This is a genomic window from Clostridium estertheticum subsp. estertheticum (genome assembly GCF_001877035.1).
Classification (GTDB): Bacteria; Bacillota; Clostridia; order Clostridiales; family Clostridiaceae; genus Clostridium_AD; species Clostridium_AD estertheticum.
This window is the reverse complement of sequence record NZ_CP015756.1, coordinates 276,876-297,877: the sequence shown is the minus strand read 5'-3', so window position 1 is coordinate 297,877 and position 21,002 is coordinate 276,876. Positions and strand designations below refer to the sequence as shown.

Genomic DNA, 21,002 nt, shown 5'->3' with positions numbered 1-21,002 from the left:
ACTTGGCCTCAACATACCAAGTGACTTTAAATCCTTTAATATACAAGACTATGTTACATAATATTGCTTAACCTATATCTACTTTTCATCATATACACTTAACAATTCTTGTAGTTTATGAGCCTGCATTGCAGATTGTTCTGCAAATTCCTTAAATGTATTACTAACTGTCTCTTCTGATACTTCTCTTGCAAATGATTGATAATCCCTAGTATCTTCTTGTGCATCTAATAACTTTTTCATAATAGTATCTCTAGTATTCATTTCCATTTTTATCACTCCTTCAGAAGTATTTTCCCACTAAAGATATTTTTTATGTATTTTAAATTAGAAATATGTTAATAAATAAAGGAGAGTAAGAATTGTACAACTCTTACTCTCCTTTATTATATACGTTTAATTTACACAGAAAGTGTTATATTTACTCTTATTGTCTTTCCGTCTCTAACTATTTCTGTTTTAACTACATCACCTGCTTTATGTGTAGCTTTAAGCTTATTTAATTCATCCACAGTTTTAACTTTTTTGCCATCGAATTTAATAATAATATCACTAGGCAATATACCAGCTTTTTCTGCCGGACTAGATTTTTGGACTTCTATAACGCCTATTCCTGCAGTTGAATTAGCATCTCCTCCATCAATATCTCTACATGAAATACCTATAGTAAGAATCGGTTTAATCAAATTCTCTATTTTAGGAGTTATTGTATTAATAGGTATTGAAAACCCTAACCCCTCTACCCCTGCTTCACCTATTTTTGCGGTATTTATCCCTATAACTTGGCCCTTAGAATTTACAAGTGGTCCACCACTATTTCCCGCATTAATAGCAGCATCTGTTTGAATAAATTTAAGGTTTTTATTTTCAATACTTACTTGCCTATTAAGTGCACTTACGACGCCTGTAGTTACAGATCCCAAAAATTCTTTTCCTAAAGGGTTTCCTATTGCAACTACTGATTCTCCTACTTCAATCTTAGCTGAATCTCCAAATTCAGCTACACCAGGTACTACAGCATTATCGGCTAACTTAATTACGGCCACGTCAGATGCAGAATCATAATTTATTACTTTTGCAGAAACTTCTTTTCCATCACTAAGCGTAACTTTTACATTTTGAGCTCCACTTACAACATGATAATTGGTCAAAATATATCCATCTTTATTGAAAATTACCCCAGTACCAACACCTTCTTGCTGAGCAGTCTGACCGCTTAGATCGTTACTTACAGCAGTGGTCTTGGTAGAAATTGCAACTACAGAAGAGCTAACTTTTTTCACAATTTGAGGTACAGTTAAAATATCTGTACTAGTACTAGCTATAAGTTTTGCTTTTGCAGTGCTAGCAACTTTTGTATCAGATGCTTTAGGTGTAGCTGCCACATTTGTGTCTTTCATTATATTCATTGTTACAATAGCTGATCCAGCGCCTCCAAGTGCAGAACATATTACACCTACTATAATGTAGGCAACTATTCTTTTTCTCATACCACCTTTATTTTTTTTAACTTTGTTGTCATTTATAGAACTGTAATTATTATTTTCTAGTATAGGCGGAGTCTCTTTGCTTTCTTTTTCTTTATAATCTTCACTAGGCACTTGCATTTCCATTGTAAGATCTTTATTATTACTTTCACTATCTATTATATTATCAGTTGTTTCATTTGTTTTACTAACTTCATTATTATTTAAATCATCATTCATACTTTTCCCTCCTTATTTATTTTCCAGGGTAAATCAGCTATTAACTATTATCATCATATAAAATATGACTTATTTGTATCTTATTATAGACCAAATTATGTTTTGTCTATAATTATATTTTAAAACATCTATATAGCAATTTGGTGACAAATTTGTGAACAAACTTTTAACTAATCGATATTCACTCCTATTATTTGCTAGCATACAACTCAATTATTTTTAATATTACATCAACAGCCTTTTCCATAGCAAATGTAGGTATAAATTCATATTTGCCATGGAAATTATGGCCACCAGCAAATATATTAGGTGTAGGTAGTCCCATAAATGAAAGCCTTGCACCGTCTGTTCCACCTCTAATAGGTTGCATTATAGGATTTACCCCCACTTCCTTCAAGGCCAAAAATGCTGTATCTACTATATGCTTTACTGGTTCTATTTTTTCCTTCATGTTAAAATATTGATCCTTAATTTCTAATTCAACCGCTACGCTACCATATTTATCATTTAATTTATCAGCTATGTTTTTAATAAATATCTTCCTATTTTCAAAATTTTCACTATCAAAATCTCTTATAATATACTGAAGTTTTGTTTCCTCAACCTCACCATTAATACTAATCAAGTGATAGAATCCCTCGTAACCTTCTGTAGTAGCTGGAGTCTCATTTTGTGGCATTGAGTTTATAAACTCATTTGCAATAAGCGATGAATGAATCATTTTCCCCTTTGCTGAGCCTGGATGAACGTTTCTTCCGTGAATAGAGATTTTTACTCCTGCAGCATTAAAATTTTCGTACTCTAGTTCACCAATAAGTCCACCGTCCATTGTATATGCAAAGTCTGCACCAAATTTTTTCACATCAAAAATATCCGCACCTCGACCAACTTCTTCATCTGGTGTAAATCCAATACGAATTTTACCATGCTTAATATTAGGATTCTGCATTAAATGCTCTGTTGCTGCCATTATCTCTGCAATTCCCGCTTTATCATCAGCCCCTAGAAGTGTTGTTCCATCGGTTGTAATAATAGTTTCCCCTATGTAATTCTTGAGTTCCGGGAAATCCTTTGGAGATAATACTATATTCTTTTCTTTATTTAATATAACATCTCCTCCATCATAATTGTAAACAAATTTAGGCTTAACGTCTTTACCAGAGATATCTGGCGCAGTATCCATATGAGCTATAAATCCTATAGTCGGTACTATTTTTTCTACATTAGATTCAATAGTTGCCATTACGTAACCATTATCATCTACGCTTGCCTCCTTTAGTCCCATTGCTTTTAACGACGTAACTAGTTCTTTAGCAAGTACCATTTGTCCAATTGTACTTGGAACAGTTATCGATTCCTCATCAGATTTAGTATCATAACTTATATACTTTAGAAAATTTTCTACAACTTTTGACATATTGCCATCTCCCTATTTTATAATGATTTATTATTTTTTTTTTAAAAAATTATCAATCAATTTTTCTGCCATTCTCTTTTGCATATTTGCTTTATTTGTAAGCAACAGGATCATTAATATTAATTCTAATAACTCTCCGCCTTCTTTTCCCATTTCTTTAATTTTTTCTTTTATAAATTTAGCATCTTTATCTATATCTCGTGCAAATTCTTTATTTTGCACTTCCTTAATATCCAAAAAATCATTATATAAATCACCTAATGGTACACTTATGCTTTGTGGGGCTTTTATATCAATAATAGGATCAAATAAAGTATTAATATCACTAATTGATATAGTTTGTTTCAAATTATAAATAAGTGTAAGTAAAATAATATGCTCATTAGTATATTTTTTATTTTTCGCTGGCATCAAAACCTTACCTTTAGTGTAGTTGTTAATCATTGTTTTTGTAAGGATTTTATCCTCTTCATTTCTTTTAAGACTTCCAAGCTTTTCATTAAAAAAGGTTGTAACCTGATCCATATATAAGTCCACACATGGTATTTCTACTAAACTAATATCTTTTGCACCTACAATTTCCTCAACTAGTTTACTTAAAGTTTCCTCATTATAATTCATTCGCTCCACCTCCCCTTCATTATATAGCATTAATTACACTGAATCTATAATTACCAGTATAATTATATAAAAAGAAAGCACATATTAGCATAAATGCATAAATCTTTGATAAAAGATTTTAAAACATTTTAACCAATATATACTTTCCTTATGTATCCTTAACTATTCTTCTTTCACTGATATTAAATCATCTCCTGGGTCGCTGAAATATTAACGACTTCAGAAGGAGATTTATATTCCCACTAAAGTTTTCTATTTGTTAGGGTATATAACTCCCACTTATAGAAGTGGGAGACTCTCCTTCTGAAATGTCGTTAAGAAAGCTCCTTATTATATGTAAATATAATAATCACTTAGATTTCCCATTTAAAAATTCGCAATAAGGTGCTATAGGACACACCTCACAATTAGGTTTCCTAGCCTTACATATTTCTCGCCCATGCCATATAATAAAATGATGAGCATCACTCCACATTTTTCTTGGAATATTTTTCATAAGCTCTTGTTCTACAATTTCAACATTTTTCCCCGATGCAAGCCCAATTCTTTTTGAAACTCTAAAAACATGAGTGTCTACAGCAATAGCTGGGATTCCGAATGCATTTGATAGGACTACATTAGCAGTTTTTCTCCCAACTCCCGGAAGCTGTATTAATTCTTCCATAGTTCTAGGCACTACACCTCCATATTTTTCTAATAAAAGTTTTGTAGCACCCAAAATGTTTTTGCTCTTATTGTTATAAAAACCACAGCTCTTAATTTTTTCTCCTAGTTCTTCTTTTGATAATGTAATCATAGCCTCTGGAGTATTATATTTTGCATATAGCTTCTTTGCAACAACATTAACCCTTACATCTGTACATTGTGCTGATAATATTGTTGATACTAAAAGTTCATAATGGTTTGTAAAATCAAGTCCACACTTTACGCCTGTATATGTTTCGTTAAGAATTTCAAGAACTACTTTAATAGTTTTTTTATTTATATAAATCACCTACTTATTTTTCTCTATTTATTTTGTGAATATACTCCCCTATACTGCTCAGGAAGAAGTACCGCTATACCCGACATTATTTCATTCATAACTCTATCATAGTATTCATCGCGAGCTTCATCTTTATTTTTACTTGGAATCATAATAGAATCACCAATACTAATATTTACATCAGCATGATGAAATCTTTCTAACGCCATATCACTTTCATCAATTGGTAATAACTTTTCTGTTCCCCAAATACCCATTGGAAGGATTGTTGCCTTTGATAATTTAGCCATTAATATAAGACCTCGCTTACCCTCTATCATCTTTCCACTTCTGCTTCTAGTTCCTTCTGGAAACATCATAATATTATTACCTTGTTTTAGCGTATTAACTATTTTAGATATAGCGTCTTTATCTGGCGAATTAGGATGTACTTGTATAGTTTTCGCTACAAAAAAGCCTAACTTAGTAAGCCTATTATCTGTTAGCTTTACCCCTGCAACAAAAGTTACATTATTATCCTTTAATAGCCTGTTCATAATTATGCCATCTGCATTACTTAAATGATTGCATATGAAAATTATGGGCGCCTTTATATCCTTGATTTTCTCCATTCCGTGCGTTTTAATATTTGCATATTTGTTAATATATGAATCTAATAAATATTTTGCTATAAATGCTACAACCTTATCTGGCAAAATATTTATTATTCCTAACATAGATTTCGAAAGCATCTAAATTCCACCTTTCATAAATAATGACTATAGAAATATTATAATTTGAAAAACTTTAAAAGTCTATAATAATAATCTCTTATATAAGGTGATGTATCTTTCTGCAGGGCTATAATTTCAACTTTTTCAATAATAAACGCATTAATAATTGCATTCCTTTTAATAATATTTTTACCTCTCCATCCACAAGAAGTTATTTTGTACATATCTTTAAATAATTTATTATCAATATTCATTAATACCTTAAGCTCAGGTGTTTTCATATGTTCATAAGGTTTAAATTCTTTAATAACACTCCATTCAACTTTTTTATTGTATGGGCAAACTTTCTGGCAAGTATCACAACCAAATAGTCTTCCACCTAGTTTTTCAAACCATAAATCCTCTATATCTTTTTTCTGAGTTATATAGGACAAACATATATTAGAGTTATTATTTATTCCAACTTTCCCTTTAACTATAGCACTTGTAGGACACGATGACAGACATATTTCACAATCACCACATTTTTGCGTAACGCTTTTATCTGGCTCTATCATTAAATCCGTTATAATTTCTCCTAAAAAAACATATGATCCATACCTTTTTGTTATTAACATATTGTTTTTTCCTATGAATCCTAATCCACAAAGACTTGCGATATACCTCTCCGGTAGTGCATTACTGTCTACAAAATACATAGCTTTTGCACCAAGTTCCTCAATATATGTACAAATCTTTTTCATGTATTCTATTAATACAAGGTGATAGTCCCTTCCCATAGTATAATTTGAAAAATATACCTTTCCACTTATATCATTATTATATAGATATGGAAATGCAATAGAAATTATAGTTTTCCCGTCTTCCATATATATAAATGGATTTATCTTTTTATCTAACTCTTTCTCTTCAAACTCATTTTCTAGACCTAGTTTTTTTCTCTTATCAAAATAAGGATTTAGCTCATGAAAAATTCTACATTCGCTAAACCCTATAACATCTAAACCATTTATACTGCAAAACTCAATTATATCATCTTTAATACTCATATTTTCATTTCCTTTATATCACCATATCATTGTACATTCTTTTAGTATTGCCTGCGTGATCTTTAATCTCAATTATTGTTAATTCATTTACAAAAATAACTCTAGCAGGTATCCCTACAGCAGTTGCCTTTGGTAATACATCTTTTAATACTACAGCATTTGCACCAACTTTGCTCCCTGTACCGATCTTAATGGGACCAAGAATCTTTGCACCAGCGCCAACTATAACATCATTTCCTAAAGTAGGATGTCTTTTACCAGTGTCCTTACCTGTTCCACCTAAAGTAACCCCTTGGTACAAAGTTACATTGTTTCCAATTTCCGTAGTTTCCCCGATGACTACTCCCGTTCCATGATCTATAAAAAATCCTTTTCCAATCTTAGCCCCTGGATGAATTTCTATTCCAGTAAAAAATCTAGCTATTTGAGATATAGCTCTAGCTAAAAAAAATATTTTATGATTATATAACATATGGGCTATTCTATATATTATTACAGCATGAATACATGGATATAATAATATTACTTCAGCCCAATTTTTAGCCGCTGGGTCCTTTTCTAATATATTATTTATATCATATCGTAAAGTTTTAAACATACATTAATTCCTCCTATAGAATTATAGTTTGTAAACATAGAAATCCATATTTTAAAATATGAATTTCTATGTTCTTAAACCCTCACATTAGTCTATTTCTATGTGCTTTTTATCTATAGAGTAGAAATAAATGTTTAGATCTTACCCTAATTAGTCATAAATACCCATTGAAATATACTTTTCTCCGCCGTCTGGAGCAACTGTAACAACTTTTTTGCCTTTGCCTAATTTTTTAGCAATTTTTATTGCTGCTGCAACATTAGCTCCTGTTGAAATTCCTACTAATATACCTTCCTCTTTTGCAAGCCTTTTTGCTATATCGAAAGCCTCTTCATCAGTTATTTGCATTATTTCATCAATAACACTACTATCATAAATATCTGGTGTAAAACCTGCTCCTATACCTTGGATTTTATGTGGTCCTGGTTCGCCACCAGATAATACTGGGGATTTTGCTGGTTCAACTGCAACAATTTTAATTTCCTTATTAAATTCTTTTAATCTTCTTCCTACTCCAGTAATTGTTCCGCCAGTTCCGACTCCTGCTACAAAAACATCTAAATCTGATATATCACTAAAAATTTCTTCTGCAGTAGTTTCATAATGTTTTTCTGGATTTGCTATATTAACAAATTGTTGTGGTAAAAAGAATTTAGAATCTCCGTCTGATATTTCTTTTGCTTTATTTATAGCACCCTTCATTCCCTTTGAACCATCCGTAAGGACAAGTTGTGCGCCATATGCTTTTATTAAGCTACGTCTTTCAACACTCATGCTATCTGGCATTACAATAATTACATCATATCCCTTAATTCTACCAATCATTGCTAAAGCTATTCCCATATTGCCACTAGTTGGTTCAACTATCGTAAAACCTTCCTTTAGTAATCCTAATTTTTCAGCTTTTTCTATCATACCAAGAGCTGCCCTATCTTTTATACTTCCAGCTGGATTATATTTTTCTAATTTCACATATACATCGGCCGTGTCAACACTCACTAGTTTATTCAACTTTAAAACTGGTGTTCCACCTATCATATCTAAAACATTGTTATACATCATAATAATACCCCTCCAATTTAAACTAAATAATTTTCCTTTAAAAGCTATCCATATTTTCGCATTTGTATAATCTCATAATATGAAAAAGTGACACATATTTGTTTATTTTTGTAATATTTCATATGTTTTTGGGTACAAAAAAAACTTCCTCTATTATTAGAGACGAAGTTTTACTTCGTGGTCCCACTCTAAGTTATAATCACCAAAATGATTATAACGCCACTTTTTCAAGCACAACGTTATGCTCTATCACTATAACGGGTGAGTCCCGATGCAGCCTACCAGAGGCATTCAATAATAAATAACAACATCTTTTACTTGTTATAGACTATTGCATGACTTGTTCGGTACATAACTCCAAAGGGCACTTCATATAATTTTCCTATAAGAGTCTTCTCAACTTTGGACTCTCTCTCTGTAAATTCTTCCTATATTACTTTCCTTCTTCTTAGTATTTCCTAGTATTTCAGTATGAATTACTTTTCTTTATTATATTCTTAAGATTAAAATATGTCAATAGTATTTTTGTTGTTTTATTAAATCTCAGAGTTGTTTGCATATAGTGATGCACTTTCGCCTATAGCATAGCTTTGTTTTACCACACTTTCATGAAAATTATACCCCTGAACTACCCCTCCACACGCGAAAATACCACCTATATTTGTTTGTGAATTTTCATTCAATTTAATTCGTCCTGTTGATGAATTAACTACTATCCTAGCTTGCTTTGCCAGTTCATTATCAGGATATAAATCTACTGATAAAAGCAATGCATCACAAGAAATACGCTCCTCACTGCCATTTATAACTTCATTATTACTATCTATCTTTACTAAAGTAATACCTTCGATTCTACCTTTCCCTTGAATATCAACAATCTTATGCCTCATTTTTAATGGTATATTGAAATCCTTTAGTGAATCACATAATTTTTTATCAACTGCATCAATAACATTTTTACTCTCAATTACTGCCTTAACATTAGCACCTTCAATTGTTAGCCTTCTCGCTACTGTTAATGCAATGTCTCCTGTGCCCAATATAACTATTTCTTTCCCTGGCATATAGCCCTCAATATTTACAAATTTCTGTGCACACCCTACAGTGTAAATACCTGCACATCTGCTACCTGGCAGATTTGAAAATCCCCTTGGCCTCTCTCTGCATCCTGTAGCAATTATTATAGTTTTTGCACAAATTTTGAAAGTTCCAATCTCAGAGTTCACAACATTAATTTCTTTAGTATCACTTAAATTTAAAACAGTAGTGTTTAATTTATATGAAATATTTAGTTTCTTTATTTTATCTATAAACTTCTGAACAAATTCTGGCCCCGTCAAATCCTCACTAAAAATATTTTTACCAAATCCATTATGAATACACTGATTTAAGATTCCACCTAATTGTTTCTCTCTTTCTAAAATCAAAACTTTTCCTTCATAATGTTCTTTAGCTGAAATAGCAGCTGCAAGGCCCGCTGGACCACCTCCAATTACTACTATGTCATATAGTTGCATTATATACCTCCGGTTGCAGGCATCTTAACCTGTTTCTTATTTTTGTAAAACTAATATTAAATTTAATAATTCATGTTATTAAAACGTAAAAACCCGTGAAAATAATTTCACAGGTTTTATCTGGCAGGGGTAGTAGGACTCGAACCTACAACCAATGGTTTTGGAGACCACTACTCTACCAATTGAGCCATACCCCTTTATTAACTTTTAAGACAAAAAACATAAAACCTAAAACATAAAAATGGCAGGGGTAGTAGGGCTCGAACCTACAACCAATGGTTTTGGAGACCACTACTCTACCAACTGAGCTATACCCCTAAAATACATTCAAATTATATCATGTTTTATAATAAAATGCAAGAGTTTTTTATATCTTTAGCCCTTTTTAGCCCTTTTCTTTTTTTATGTTTTAGGATAAAATATTTAATGAGGTGAAACTTATGGAATACATAGTAACAACAGTTGACGAAACTTATAAAATAGGAGAGTTAATAGGCTCACTTGTGAATCCAGGTGACATAATTTGCCTAATCGGTGACTTAGGCACTGGTAAAACTCATTTAACTAAGGGAATTGCAAAAGGCTTAGATATTAAAGACAATATTACAAGTCCTACTTTTACTATTGTAAATGAATATACTGGAAGATTAAAATTATATCATTTTGATGTCTACAGAGTAAATGACCCGGATGAAATAGAAGCTATAGGCTTTGATGAGTATATATTTAGCGATGGAGTTAGTGTTATTGAATGGGCTAATTACATTGAAGAAATAATTCCACCAAACAAATTAACCATAACTATAGAAAAGCTCCCTGAGCTTTGCGATAATTATAGAAAGATCAGTATTGAGTATTCTGATAAAAGATACGATTATGTAAAGGAGATAATACTATGAAAATTTTAAGTCTAGATTCTGCTACGCAATCTGCAACTTGTGCAATCCTCGACGATAACAAAGTCCTTGGTGAAATAACCTTTAATTATAAAAAACAACATTCCCAAATACTAATGCCCATAATTGATGAATTATTTAAAAATACACAAATGAGCATAGATGATATTGACGCGTTTGTAGCCTCAAAAGGCCCTGGTTCCTTTACAGGCCTTAGAATAGGTATGGCTACCATAAAAGGATTAAGCCAAGGCACAAATAAGCCATTTGTGACCGTATCTACATTGGATTCTTTAGCATATAACTTGGCTTATACGGATGGAATTATTTGTCCTATACTAGATGCCTTAAGAGATAATGTTTATACCGCCCTCTATACCTTTGAGGATAAAAAACTTAATCGTATCAGTGACTACATTAATATATCAATAGACGAATTAATAACTATGCTTAAAGATAAGGATTGCACCATATCCTTTGTGGGAGATGGGACCTTAAAATTCAAAGAAAAACTTATAACAAATTTACCTAATGTAAGTTTTGCACCAGATCATTTAAATCTAGCCAAGGCAACCTCTCTTGGAGAATTAGGTCTTAAACTTTTATCTAATGGAACTTTTGATGACATATATGCATCTGTCCCTATTTACCTACGTAAACCTCAAGCTGAGCGTGAGTATGAAGAAAAGATGAGGCAAAGGAAAAATGAATAACGACTTTAAAATTTACCCAATGGATGAATCATCTATTAAATCCATACTCAATATTAGTGAGTTAAGCTTTCCTATCTCCTGGAGCTTAGACTCACTCCAAAGTGAACTAGATAATAAGTTTGCTAAATACGTTGTATTAAAAAAAGGTAATACAATAGTAGGTTATGGTGGAATGTGGGTAATTATAGATGAAGCTCATGTAACTAATATTGCAGTTCACCCCGAGGCCCGTGGTAATGGTGCTGGCAATATTATTGTTGAGGCTTTATTTAGGCTTTGTAGGAAACATAAAGTTACAGCAATAACCCTAGAAGTTAGAAGCTCAAATTTTATTGCTATAAACTTATATGAAAAATATGGTTTTCAGCAAGAAGGTTTAAGGCGTCATTATTACGAAGATAACGGCGAAGATGCTGTAATCATGTGGAACCGTAACCTATAGATAAAATATACAAAAGACTAGCAAATAATATAATGTACCCTATAGGGCAGACGGATTTAAAAAAGTCTACCCGGTAGGGTATTTTTATGTATAATAAAGAAAAGTATAATAATTTAAATTAGATATATACAAGGATGGTGGAAATTTAAATGAGCAACAAAACATTTACAGAAAAAGATGTAGCAATACTAGCTAAAAACAAAAATGTTAAAGCAGTAAGTATGAAGGGAATTACATATACAGATGAATTTAAACGCATTTTTATAATAGAGAACGAAAAAAGAAAATTTCCAAGGGAGATATTTGAAGAAAATGGGTTTGATATAGATATAGTTGGGATTAAACGTGCTAAATCATCAGGATCTCGCTGGAGAGCTGCATATAGAAATGAAGGTATATGTGGACTAAATGATGCAAGAAATGCGAATACTGGAAGACCAAGAGTGAGAGAACTTTCCGCAGACGAAAGATGCGAGCGCCTTAAAGCCCAAATTAACTTGCTGAAAGCTGAGAATGAATTGTTAAAAAAAATCGACATCCTAGAAAGAAGGCTGATAAGCAAGAAATAATCTTAGTAGCACAGGAAAAATTTATTCTTATAAATTCACAAATCGAAAAATATAAGCTCAAAAATATGCTTACCCATTTATGCAAAATTACGGGTGTATCTCGTTCTGGATATTACAATTATTTCTCTACTAAAGCTCTCAGCCGTAGGCGCCAACGCGATAGGTTGGATGAAGCAGTAGGTGAAATTGTACTAAATGCATATAACTTTAAAAATCGTAAAAAAGGAGCTAGACAAATAAAAATGACATTAGAAGGCGAATTTGGAATCGTATACAATTTAAAACGTATTAGAAGAATAATGAAAAAGTATGGTATCATTTGCCCCATTAGAAAAGCGAATCCATATAAACGTATGATGAAAGCTACAAAGGAGCATACTGTTTTAAAAAATCTATTAAATAGAAATTTCAAACAGAATATACCTGGAAAAGTATTGCTTACAGATATAACTTATCTATTTTACGGAAAAAGTAAGAAGGCATATTTATCTACGATTAAGGATGGATCTACAAATGAGATTTTGGCATACAATGTGACTGATAATTTGAGATTAGATATCGTAACAGACACTATACATAATCTGAAAAAGAATAGAAAAATTAAATTGCCTAAAGATGCATTTATACACTCAGATCAAGGATTTCATTATACGAATCCGACATTTCAAAAGCTAGTAAAAAAATCTGGTTTAGGACAATCAATGTCAAGACGTGGAAACTGCTGGGATAATGCTCCACAAGAATCATTCTTTGGCCATTTCAAAGATGAGGCATACATAAAATCATGTGAAACATTAGAACAACTAAAGCAAGAGATTAAGCAATATATGATCTACTATAATAAATTTAGATATCAATGGGGTCTAAAAAAGATGACTCCTGTTCAATACAGAAATCATCTTCTCAAATCAGCATAGACTTTTTTTAAAATTGTCCTTGACAAGGGGTACACATTATAAATGCTAGTCTTTTGTATTTCTATTAATAATTCTGTTGTTTACTTCTGTATTTACTTTCTATGTGTTCTTTATGAAGTATAGGAGAAACGCTCTTATATAAGGCTAAAGTCATTACAGATAATACAATTCCCTTAAAAATATTAAAAGGAATTATCATCCAAATAATGAAAGAATTTAAATCTGTTATATTATGATTTATTTTTGATCCCATTGCTACCACCGCAGTTATTGGGAATCCTAATACCGTCTCGTATAAAGGTAATACAACGAAATAGTTTAATATAGCTGCAAAAACTGACATAACAATTGTTCCTACCAATAACCCAATAATGGCACCACTCTTATTTTTACGAAGCTTATAAATATATCCAGATACTAATATTAAAACTGATCCTACTAAAAAATTTGCAAATTCTCCTACGAATGCTGTTTTACTTGCTAAAAATCCATGTAGTATATTTTTAAAAAGTTCAATAAGAACTCCGGCTATTGGTCCTAAGGCAAAAGCCCCTAGAAGCGCTGGCAAATCACTAATATCAATTTTTAAGAAGTCAGGAAATATCGGTATAGGCAATTCAATATACATCAAAAGAAATGCCATAACAGATAATAGTGTAATTTTGATCATTTTAATAAGTTTTTCGTTTCTCATTTTTGTACCCCCTAATTAAATATATCTTTAAGGGATGGATATAATAAAAGCCCTGATATATAACTATATCAGGGCGAATTCACATATATCACATCTTCTTTTATCCAGACTTTACTGTCGGCTTCGGGATCTAACCGAATCTGCCTTTACGGCTCGCGGGCTTTACCGCCGGTGGGGAACTTCGCCCCGCCCTGAAGATTATTAAATTTTATTTTATAATTTGATTATATACACGTTTTACAAAAAAAGCAAGATATTCATTACTGATTTTTCATTGATAATGATATTCTTTTTCTTTTCTCATCAACTTCAATTACACTAACTTCTACTACATCTCCAACGCTAACCACATCTAATGGATGTTTTACAAATTTATCTGATAGTTGACTTATATGCACTAATCCATCTTGATGAACTCCAATATCAACGAAAGCACCAAAATCAGATACATTTCTAACTGTCCCCATAAGTTTCATGCCCGGTTTAAGATCCTTCATTTGAACTACACCCGTCTTTAATATTGGTTTTGGTAATTCCTCTCTTGGATCTCTGCCTGGCTTTTTAATTTCTTTAATAATATCTCTAAGAGTTGGAGCACCTGTTTCTAATTTTAATGCAAGTTCATTAAAATTAATGTCTTTTATCCTCTCATCCATATCCTTGAAATTTAAAGATTTAAAATCTTCTTTTGTATAGTTTAGAAAATCCAATAATTTTTTAGTAGCATTATAAGACTCAGGATGAATTGAAGTGTTATCTAAAAATTCATTACTCTCCATAACTCTTAGAAAGCCTGCACATTGTTCATATGCCTTTGCCCCGAGTCTTTTAACCTTTAACAATTCTTTCCTAGCCTTGAACTTACCATTTTCTTCTCTATATGCTACAATATTTTGAGCGATAGCAGCATTTATTCCTGATATGTATGCAAGAAGTGCAGGCGTTGCAATATTAAGATCTACACCAACAGCATTAACACAATCCTCAACAACTCCTTTTAAAGATTCATCAAGTTTCTTAGGTGCTACATCATGTTGATATTGACCAACCCCAATAGCTTTAGGATCGATTTTTACAAGTTCTACTAGTGGATCTTGAAGCCTTCGCCCAATGGAAATAGCTCCTCGAATTGATACATCTATGTCTGGATATTCTTTAGATGCAAGTTCTGATGCTGAATACACTGATGCTCCTGCTTCTGATACTATAACATAATACAAATCTCTCGAACATTCCTGCTTAAGTTCTGTAATAATTTGAGCTAAAATCTCTTCTGATTCACGACTAGCAGTTCCATTACCAAGTGACACTACTTCTACATTATCTTTAATTACTAAATCTTTAATAATAGCTATAGATTTTTTAACGCCATCCTGACTACCAGCAGTCGCATATACCGTAGCAATATCTAAAACCTTACCTGTCTCATCAAGCACTGCTACTTTACACCCAGTTCTAAATCCAGGGTCAAATCCTAGTACCACTTTTCCTTTTATAGGTGACTGCATTAATAAAGCCTTCAAATTAGCTTTAAATATATCTATTGCGCCTATTTCACCCTTTTCTGTTAATTCAGATCTTATTTCTCTCTCAATCGATGGGAATATAAGTCTTTTTACAGAATCGATTATACTTAGTTCTATAAATTTATCTGTTTCACTATTACCCTTTAGGCATTTATTTCTTAAATAATCGATGATTTTATCATTATCAGCCTTAATTTTCACAGAAAGTATCTTACTTTTCTCCCCTCTGTTAATAGCAAGAATTCTATGTGGCGGTATAGTTTTAATTCCTTCTTTATACTCATAATACATTTCAAATGGAGTAGTATCCTCAGAACTTCCCTTAGTTTCTACGCTTCCAAAGTTATGTACTTGGCCCCTAATCCACTTTCTATAATCAGCTTCATCTGAAATCATTTCACTTATTATGTCACCAGCACCTGCAAGTGCATCTAAAACACTACTCACTAATTTATCTTCGGATACAAACCCTTCTGCATACTTATTTATGTCACCTTTAAATTCACCACTAAAAATAGTTTCTGCCAGTGGCTTAAGACCCTTTTCTATTGCAATTATAGCTCTTGTTCTTTTCTTAGGCTTGTATGGTCTATATATATCTTCTATTTCTGTAAGCGTCTCAGATTTATTTATTGATTTTTCAATTTCCGCGGTTAGTTTTTCTTGTTCACCTATAAGTCGTATTACATCCGTTTTTCTTTCCTCTAAATTTCTAAGATATATTAGTCTCTCTGTGAAATTTCTAAGTATTATATCATCAAGTCCACCAGTTCTCTCTTTTCTATATCTAGCTATAAAAGGGACTGTATTCCCTTCATCTAATAATTGAATTACACTTTCCGCCTGCTCCATAGTTATTGCAAATTCTTTAATTAATCTACTATTTATATTCTCCATATTTTTTGGCTACCTACAAATCATCATAAACAAAATAAATATCAATTTGTATGTTGTTTATTTATTATCTTATGACTAATAGCCAATCCTCCTCACATAATTTATATTTTTAAGCTTAAACAGCTAAAATTAACTTATTTAATCATACCACGATTTCTACCCACATATCTATATAGAATATAGAAATTTTTAGGAGAAATGTATGAAAAAACTATTCAGTTCAATCTTTTTAATATTTTGTCTTTTATTATTATTTTATAGTTCGCATATGTATTATACCTTATACAGGTTCAATCCTACAAATGTAGTCCAAAATATAAAGTATATTTCATCCGACCAATTTAAAGGTAGATTGCCGGGTACTTTAGAAAATCAAGAAATTGCTACATACATTAACAGCGAATTGAAAAAGAGCGGATTAAAACCTTATAAGGGTAATGAATTTCAAAATTTTAAAGTAAAGTATCCTAAAACAATTAAAGGTAGTCCATATTTAAAAGTATCCGGTAAAGACGGAATTTTAATAAAAGATTTTGTTTATAGCAAGGATTTCAAAGAAGATATGGTAAACTTTCGAACAAATCATTTAACCTTTAACAAAAGTAATGTCACCGCAATAACTAAGGACTACATAAAAGTAAGTACCGCGGACGGCCCGTTCATATTATTTGTTCCCCCTAACGATGATTTGTCTTTTAGAAGTTCTTTTATTAGTGGATCAAAGTACAACATGTATATTATGGTTACTAATCAATCCCTTACAAGACTTAAAGATTTAATAGGCAAAGATAATACAGTCGATTGTTTTGTTCCATATGAGGTCTCACAAACAACTGTAAGTAATGTTATGGGCTATTTAGAAGGCACGGACACATTTAGTCCTCCAATAATCATTTCCGCCCACTTTGATCATATAGGCACAGATTTAAATGGAACTATATATAGTGGTGCTCTAGATAATGCATCCGGACTTTCTTTTATGCTAGAAATGAGCAAGTGCTTAACTTCACTGGGCAAACCAAATCGCAGCATTCTTTTCATAGGATTTAATGCAGAAGAATTCGGTTGCTTAGGTTCATCTCAATTTATCACAAAATATAAAGCTTATATAAAAAATAGTAAAATTTTTAATTTCGACATGATTGGAAGTAATAATCCTATACCTCTATGTATCATGGGGGCAAAAAATGATACAACTAAAATGCCTTTTATAAAATCAATTTCAAAAATATGTGAAAGCGAAAAAATATTTTTCAATTATCTTTTTGAAGATGCAAGTGACCACGAAAGTTTTAGAAAACAAAATATTGACGCTATAACATTTTGTGACAATGATATGACACGTATACACACGCCAAAAGATACTTATGATCACATAAGTTTACCCGCCATAGAAAGATGTTATAATGTAGCATCTAATGCGATAGTTAAATGTACCTTTAAGGACGACCTCATTATCTTATATTATAAAGAATGTTTTCTTATTTCTATAATCGGGATTCTAATATTCTCTTTACTTTATAATAGGAGTACTAAAAACACTTAATAGATATTAAGAATAATCACGAATTGTTTCTTGACATATGATTATTTTTATTCTATGATTAATTTTAAAGTGCCCTATTATTAGAAGTAAATATGCCCAATAGAACGAAAAGTATTAATAGAAATTAGATCTTTTCGTACTATTTTTTTATATCAACTAGGGTGGTGCCGCAGGTAATACTCGGTCCCTTTTCGGGATGCGGGTTTTTTTGTATTTATTTTAAATTTTTTATTAAACAGGAGGAAAATAATTATGGCAAAAGGAAAAAAATTCGTAGAATCTATCACCTCTATGGACGAAGATTTTGCAAAATGGTATACCGACATTGTTAAAAAAGCAGAACTTGCTGATTATGCTAGCGTTAGAGGTTGCATGGTAATCAGGCCTTATGGTTATGCAATATGGGAAAACATTCAAAAAATATTGGATCAAATGTTTAAAGATACAGGACATGAAAATGTATATATGCCAATGTTCATTCCTGAGAGCTTACTTGAAAAGGAAAAAGACCACGTTAAGGGCTTTGCTCCAGAGGTTGCTTGGGTAACACACGGAGGTAATGAACTACTCGCAGAAAGGCTTTGCGTAAGACCTACTTCCGAAACATTATTTTGTGATCACTATTCAAAAATAATTCAATCTTACAACGATCTTCCTAAATTATATAATCAATGGTGCTCAGTAGTGCGTTGGGAAAAAACCACAAGACCTTTTCTTAGAAGTTCAGAATTTTTATGGCAAGAAGGCCATACCGCACATGCAACTGAGGAAGAAGCAAAAGAAGAAACTCTTAAAATGCTTAATATATACGCTAAATTTTGTGAAGAAACCCTTGCTATTCCAGTTATAAAAGGTAAAAAAACAGAAAAAGAAAAATTTGCTGGAGCAAATGAAACTTACACAATTGAAAGTTTAATGCATGATGGTAAAGCACTACAATGTGGAACCTCTCACAATTTTGGAGATGGTTTTGCAAAAGCTTTTAACATCCAGTATTCAGATAAAACTGGTAAACTTGCTTATGTTCACCAAACTTCTTGGGGAATGTCTACAAGACTTATTGGTGCTTTAATTATGGTTCATGGTGACGATAATGGCCTAATACTTCCACCAGCTATAGCTCCAATTCAACTTATGATCGTGCCAGTTGCACAACATAAAGAAGGCGTAATTGAAAAAGCAACAGAACTTAAGAATATGTTATCAAAAGTTGCTAGAGTAAAAATAGATATTAGCGATAAAATGCCTGGATGGAAATTCAGTGAATATGAGATGAAAGGTGTTCCACTTAGACTCGAAGTTGGACCAAAAGATATAGAAAAAAATCAAGTAGTCCTAGTAAGGCGAGATACCCGTGAAAAATTATTTGTTCCTATGGATGAACTAGAATCAAAAATTCCAGAACTTTTAATTGATATTCAAAAATCTCTCTTTGAAAAAGCTAGCGATGCACAAAATATTAGGACCTTTAGTGCAAAAACTGTTGAAGAATTAAAAGAAAATCTTGATAAGACTTTAGGTTTTGTTAATGCTCCTTGGTGTGGAGACCTCTCTTGCGAGGAAAAAGTAAAAGAGGTTGCTGGCGCATCATCTAGATGTATGCCATTTGAGCAACCAGAGGATGCAGGTGTTTGCTTATGTTGTGGTAAACCAGCTAAAGCGAATGTTATCTGGGGAAGAGCATATTAAATCCCACTTTTAAATTTAAAATGCAAATAAAAATCGTCTCACTTTTAAAAAGTGAGACGATTTTTATTTGCATTTCCTTTTAAACTTGGTTCCATTACAACTATTTAGAACTTTTTATAACTTCATTAGGTGCTTCTACTTTTTGTGTTTGTTGTGTACCATTAATTAGTTCAGTATAATTAAATGAATTTTTCGCAGTGATTTTTGGTAACTTAACATTAACCTTTTTATTAATATTTTTGTTATTTACTTCAAATTTTATATCTGCTGTATATATACCCTTCAATGCACTTTGACCTGTTGTTCCAAAGGCTTTCTCTAACTTCGCTGCATCTATAACAATTTCTATGTTACCTTTTGTACCTATTACATATCCATTTTTATCTATTGTATATGCAATTTCAATTCCTTTATTTCCAAGTATCTTAATATTATCAAGTTTGTCCATGTTTTTATTAAATGCATCTAAGAACTTTTGTGATTGAATTTTAGTAAACATCTGTTCCATTTGAATTTTTGTATTGTTAATATCTTTAGTTGACGATCCACTATTCTTCATTGATGTAACCACATAATTTTTTATAAGACCCTGTATTTCCTTATTTTCTGCAGTTATGTTAACTACTTTTCTTATAATTTCTTTGAACTTAGCATCATCAATTTTAACTTTATATACATTACCATCCTTAGTTACAACACCTTTTAAATTTAATTGTGATGAATACTTTTGAGTAATAGTTAAAATCAATTTTTGTAATTCCTTGTTTCCACTCATCATTTTCTTAAAATCAATACTACCATTTTCTCCTTGAGGGAAATCCATAATCATGTATTTATTTATGTTTTTAGATTGAGACATCATTTTAAATAATTGTGGTGATTTTACAATTTCCTTGGCTACGACATTTTTACCTTTTACGTTCATGTCACTCCATACCTCAGCGTTGTAAGGAGTTCCTCCTACATTTGCTATTGTTTTAATATATTGTTTCGAGATTTTACCCTCTTTGCTTGCAGCTGTTTTCGAATTGAAAACTACTTGTAAATTATTTAACATTTTACTTACTTGTGTAAATTGTTGTTGTTCACTTTTTGAAAGTCCTTCACCATTTAATTTAAGACTTAGTTTTCCATTACTTTCCGATGATGTTGCCATACTCGTCTTTGTTAATGCATCTGAAAGTGTTTTTGCTTGTAGTGTTTGAGCGCTCACCTCAGAAGTTGGTAATATAAAAGCTAACATAGATATGCTCACTATAAAGGAATAAACCCTTGATTTTAATTTTGACATGTATTGTACCTCCCTAAATTTTTTTAATAATTTCACTATATACCACATTTATATAAATTTTAACATTTTATTCATTTTTTTCTTATATTAATGTTAAAAGTAAATATTTTCATTTATTTTTTACATTGTTATCTAATTTTATTTTTACAAATTT

General features: G+C 31.5%; 19 protein-coding genes, 2 tRNA genes and 1 riboswitch. Of the genes, 6 read left to right on the top strand and 15 right to left on the bottom strand.

Translation table 11 applies throughout. The features are described 5' to 3' along the window. Nucleotides 1-78 precede the first annotated feature (78 nt). From A7L45_RS01435 to A7L45_RS01380, 12 genes are all read right to left on the bottom strand, one after another. Entirely contained in the window at nt 79-270 is a 192-nt protein-coding gene (locus tag A7L45_RS01435) for a hypothetical protein (protein ID WP_071611118.1), read from the bottom strand. A gap of 131 nt (nt 271-401) precedes the next feature. Continuing rightward, on the bottom strand, nt 402-1,706 hold the full coding sequence (locus tag A7L45_RS01430; RefSeq protein WP_071611117.1) for a S1C family serine protease: 1,305 nt from the start codon (nt 1,704-1,706) through the stop codon (nt 402-404). A 190-nt stretch (nt 1,707-1,896) separates the two neighbouring features. Further along, complete coding sequence (pepT, locus tag A7L45_RS01425) at nt 1,897-3,123, bottom strand: peptidase T (RefSeq protein WP_071611116.1); 1,227 nt, start codon at nt 3,121-3,123, stop codon at nt 1,897-1,899. Nucleotides 3,124-3,153: 30 nt separating this feature from the next. Further along, a complete protein-coding gene (locus A7L45_RS01420; protein WP_071611115.1) occupies nt 3,154-3,744 on the bottom strand; it encodes a DUF1836 domain-containing protein in 591 nt (196 codons plus the stop codon). 349 nt (nt 3,745-4,093) lie between these two features. Next, nucleotides 4,094-4,729, bottom strand: a complete 636-nt coding sequence (gene nth, locus A7L45_RS01415) for an endonuclease III (RefSeq protein WP_071614817.1) — start codon at nt 4,727-4,729, stop codon at nt 4,094-4,096. Nucleotides 4,730-4,752: 23 nt separating this feature from the next. Then, nucleotides 4,753-5,460, bottom strand: coding sequence for a lysophospholipid acyltransferase family protein (locus A7L45_RS01410; protein ID WP_071611114.1), 708 nt, complete (start codon nt 5,458-5,460; stop codon nt 4,753-4,755). 38 nt (nt 5,461-5,498) lie between these two features. Next, nucleotides 5,499-6,491, bottom strand: coding sequence for a tRNA epoxyqueuosine(34) reductase QueG (queG, locus tag A7L45_RS01405; RefSeq protein WP_071611113.1), 993 nt, complete (start codon nt 6,489-6,491; stop codon nt 5,499-5,501). Nucleotides 6,492-6,504: 13 nt separating this feature from the next. Beyond that, on the bottom strand, nt 6,505-7,089 hold the full coding sequence (gene epsC / locus A7L45_RS01400; RefSeq protein ID WP_071611112.1) for a serine O-acetyltransferase EpsC: 585 nt from the start codon (nt 7,087-7,089) through the stop codon (nt 6,505-6,507). A 150-nt stretch (nt 7,090-7,239) separates the two neighbouring features. Then, entirely contained in the window at nt 7,240-8,151 is a 912-nt protein-coding gene (cysK, locus tag A7L45_RS01395; RefSeq protein WP_071611111.1) for a cysteine synthase A, read from the bottom strand. Between the two features lie 536 nt (nt 8,152-8,687). After that, entirely contained in the window at nt 8,688-9,668 is a 981-nt protein-coding gene (locus tag A7L45_RS01390) for an NAD(P)/FAD-dependent oxidoreductase (RefSeq protein ID WP_071611110.1), read from the bottom strand. 121 nt (nt 9,669-9,789) lie between these two features. Further along, nucleotides 9,790-9,865, bottom strand: a tRNA-Trp gene (locus A7L45_RS01385). 45 nt (nt 9,866-9,910) lie between these two features. Continuing rightward, nucleotides 9,911-9,986: transfer RNA gene (locus tag A7L45_RS01380), tRNA-Trp, on the bottom strand. Between the two features lie 122 nt (nt 9,987-10,108). On the opposite strand from A7L45_RS01380, the gene tsaE reads away from it, so the two are divergent. From tsaE to A7L45_RS22465, 4 genes are all read left to right on the top strand, one after another. Beyond that, nucleotides 10,109-10,567 (top strand): tRNA (adenosine(37)-N6)-threonylcarbamoyltransferase complex ATPase subunit type 1 TsaE, encoded by a 459-nt coding sequence (gene tsaE, locus A7L45_RS01375; RefSeq protein WP_071611109.1) that lies wholly within the window; start codon nt 10,109-10,111, stop codon nt 10,565-10,567. Next, nucleotides 10,564-11,277, top strand: coding sequence for a tRNA (adenosine(37)-N6)-threonylcarbamoyltransferase complex dimerization subunit type 1 TsaB (gene tsaB, locus A7L45_RS01370; protein WP_071611108.1), 714 nt, complete (start codon nt 10,564-10,566; stop codon nt 11,275-11,277). Before tsaE ends, tsaB begins: the two co-directional genes overlap by 4 nt. Further along, nucleotides 11,270-11,719: a ribosomal protein S18-alanine N-acetyltransferase gene (rimI, locus tag A7L45_RS01365; RefSeq protein ID WP_071611107.1), complete on the top strand. Its 450-nt coding sequence runs from the start codon at nt 11,270-11,272 to the stop codon at nt 11,717-11,719. The genes tsaB and rimI overlap by 8 nt, the downstream gene beginning before the upstream one ends. A gap of 149 nt (nt 11,720-11,868) precedes the next feature. After that, nucleotides 11,869-13,205 (top strand): IS3 family transposase gene (locus A7L45_RS22465; RefSeq protein ID WP_152025075.1). Its coding sequence is split into 2 segments (ribosomal slippage): nt 11,869-12,253 and nt 12,253-13,205, totalling 1,338 coding nucleotides; the frame shifts between segments, so codons are not numbered across the junction. Nucleotides 13,206-13,269: 64 nt separating this feature from the next. Here A7L45_RS22465 and A7L45_RS01350 read toward each other — a convergent pair. Both A7L45_RS01350 and A7L45_RS01345 read right to left on the bottom strand, forming a co-directional pair. Beyond that, nucleotides 13,270-13,899 (bottom strand): ECF transporter S component, encoded by a 630-nt coding sequence (locus tag A7L45_RS01350; RefSeq protein ID WP_071611104.1) that lies wholly within the window; start codon nt 13,897-13,899, stop codon nt 13,270-13,272. An 88-nt stretch (nt 13,900-13,987) separates the two neighbouring features. After that, nucleotides 13,988-14,102: riboswitch (FMN riboswitch) on the bottom strand. Between the two features lie 57 nt (nt 14,103-14,159). Next, nucleotides 14,160-16,322 (bottom strand): Tex family protein, encoded by a 2,163-nt coding sequence (locus tag A7L45_RS01345; RefSeq protein ID WP_071611103.1) that lies wholly within the window; start codon nt 16,320-16,322, stop codon nt 14,160-14,162. Nucleotides 16,323-16,524: 202 nt separating this feature from the next. On the opposite strand from A7L45_RS01345, the gene A7L45_RS01340 reads away from it, so the two are divergent. Beyond that, the gene (locus A7L45_RS01340) at nt 16,525-17,868 is read left to right on the top strand and encodes a M28 family metallopeptidase (protein WP_071611102.1); all 1,344 of its coding nucleotides are present in this window, start codon (nt 16,525-16,527) and stop codon (nt 17,866-17,868) included. A 252-nt stretch (nt 17,869-18,120) separates the two neighbouring features. Continuing rightward, on the top strand, nt 18,121-19,557 hold the full coding sequence (gene proS, locus A7L45_RS01335) for a proline--tRNA ligase (protein ID WP_071611101.1): 1,437 nt from the start codon (nt 18,121-18,123) through the stop codon (nt 19,555-19,557). 100 nt (nt 19,558-19,657) lie between these two features. Here the strand turns inward: proS and A7L45_RS01330 are convergent, their stop codons facing one another. After that, the gene (locus A7L45_RS01330) at nt 19,658-20,848 is read right to left on the bottom strand and encodes a hypothetical protein (protein ID WP_071611100.1); all 1,191 of its coding nucleotides are present in this window, start codon (nt 20,846-20,848) and stop codon (nt 19,658-19,660) included. Nucleotides 20,849-21,002 lie beyond the last annotated feature (154 nt).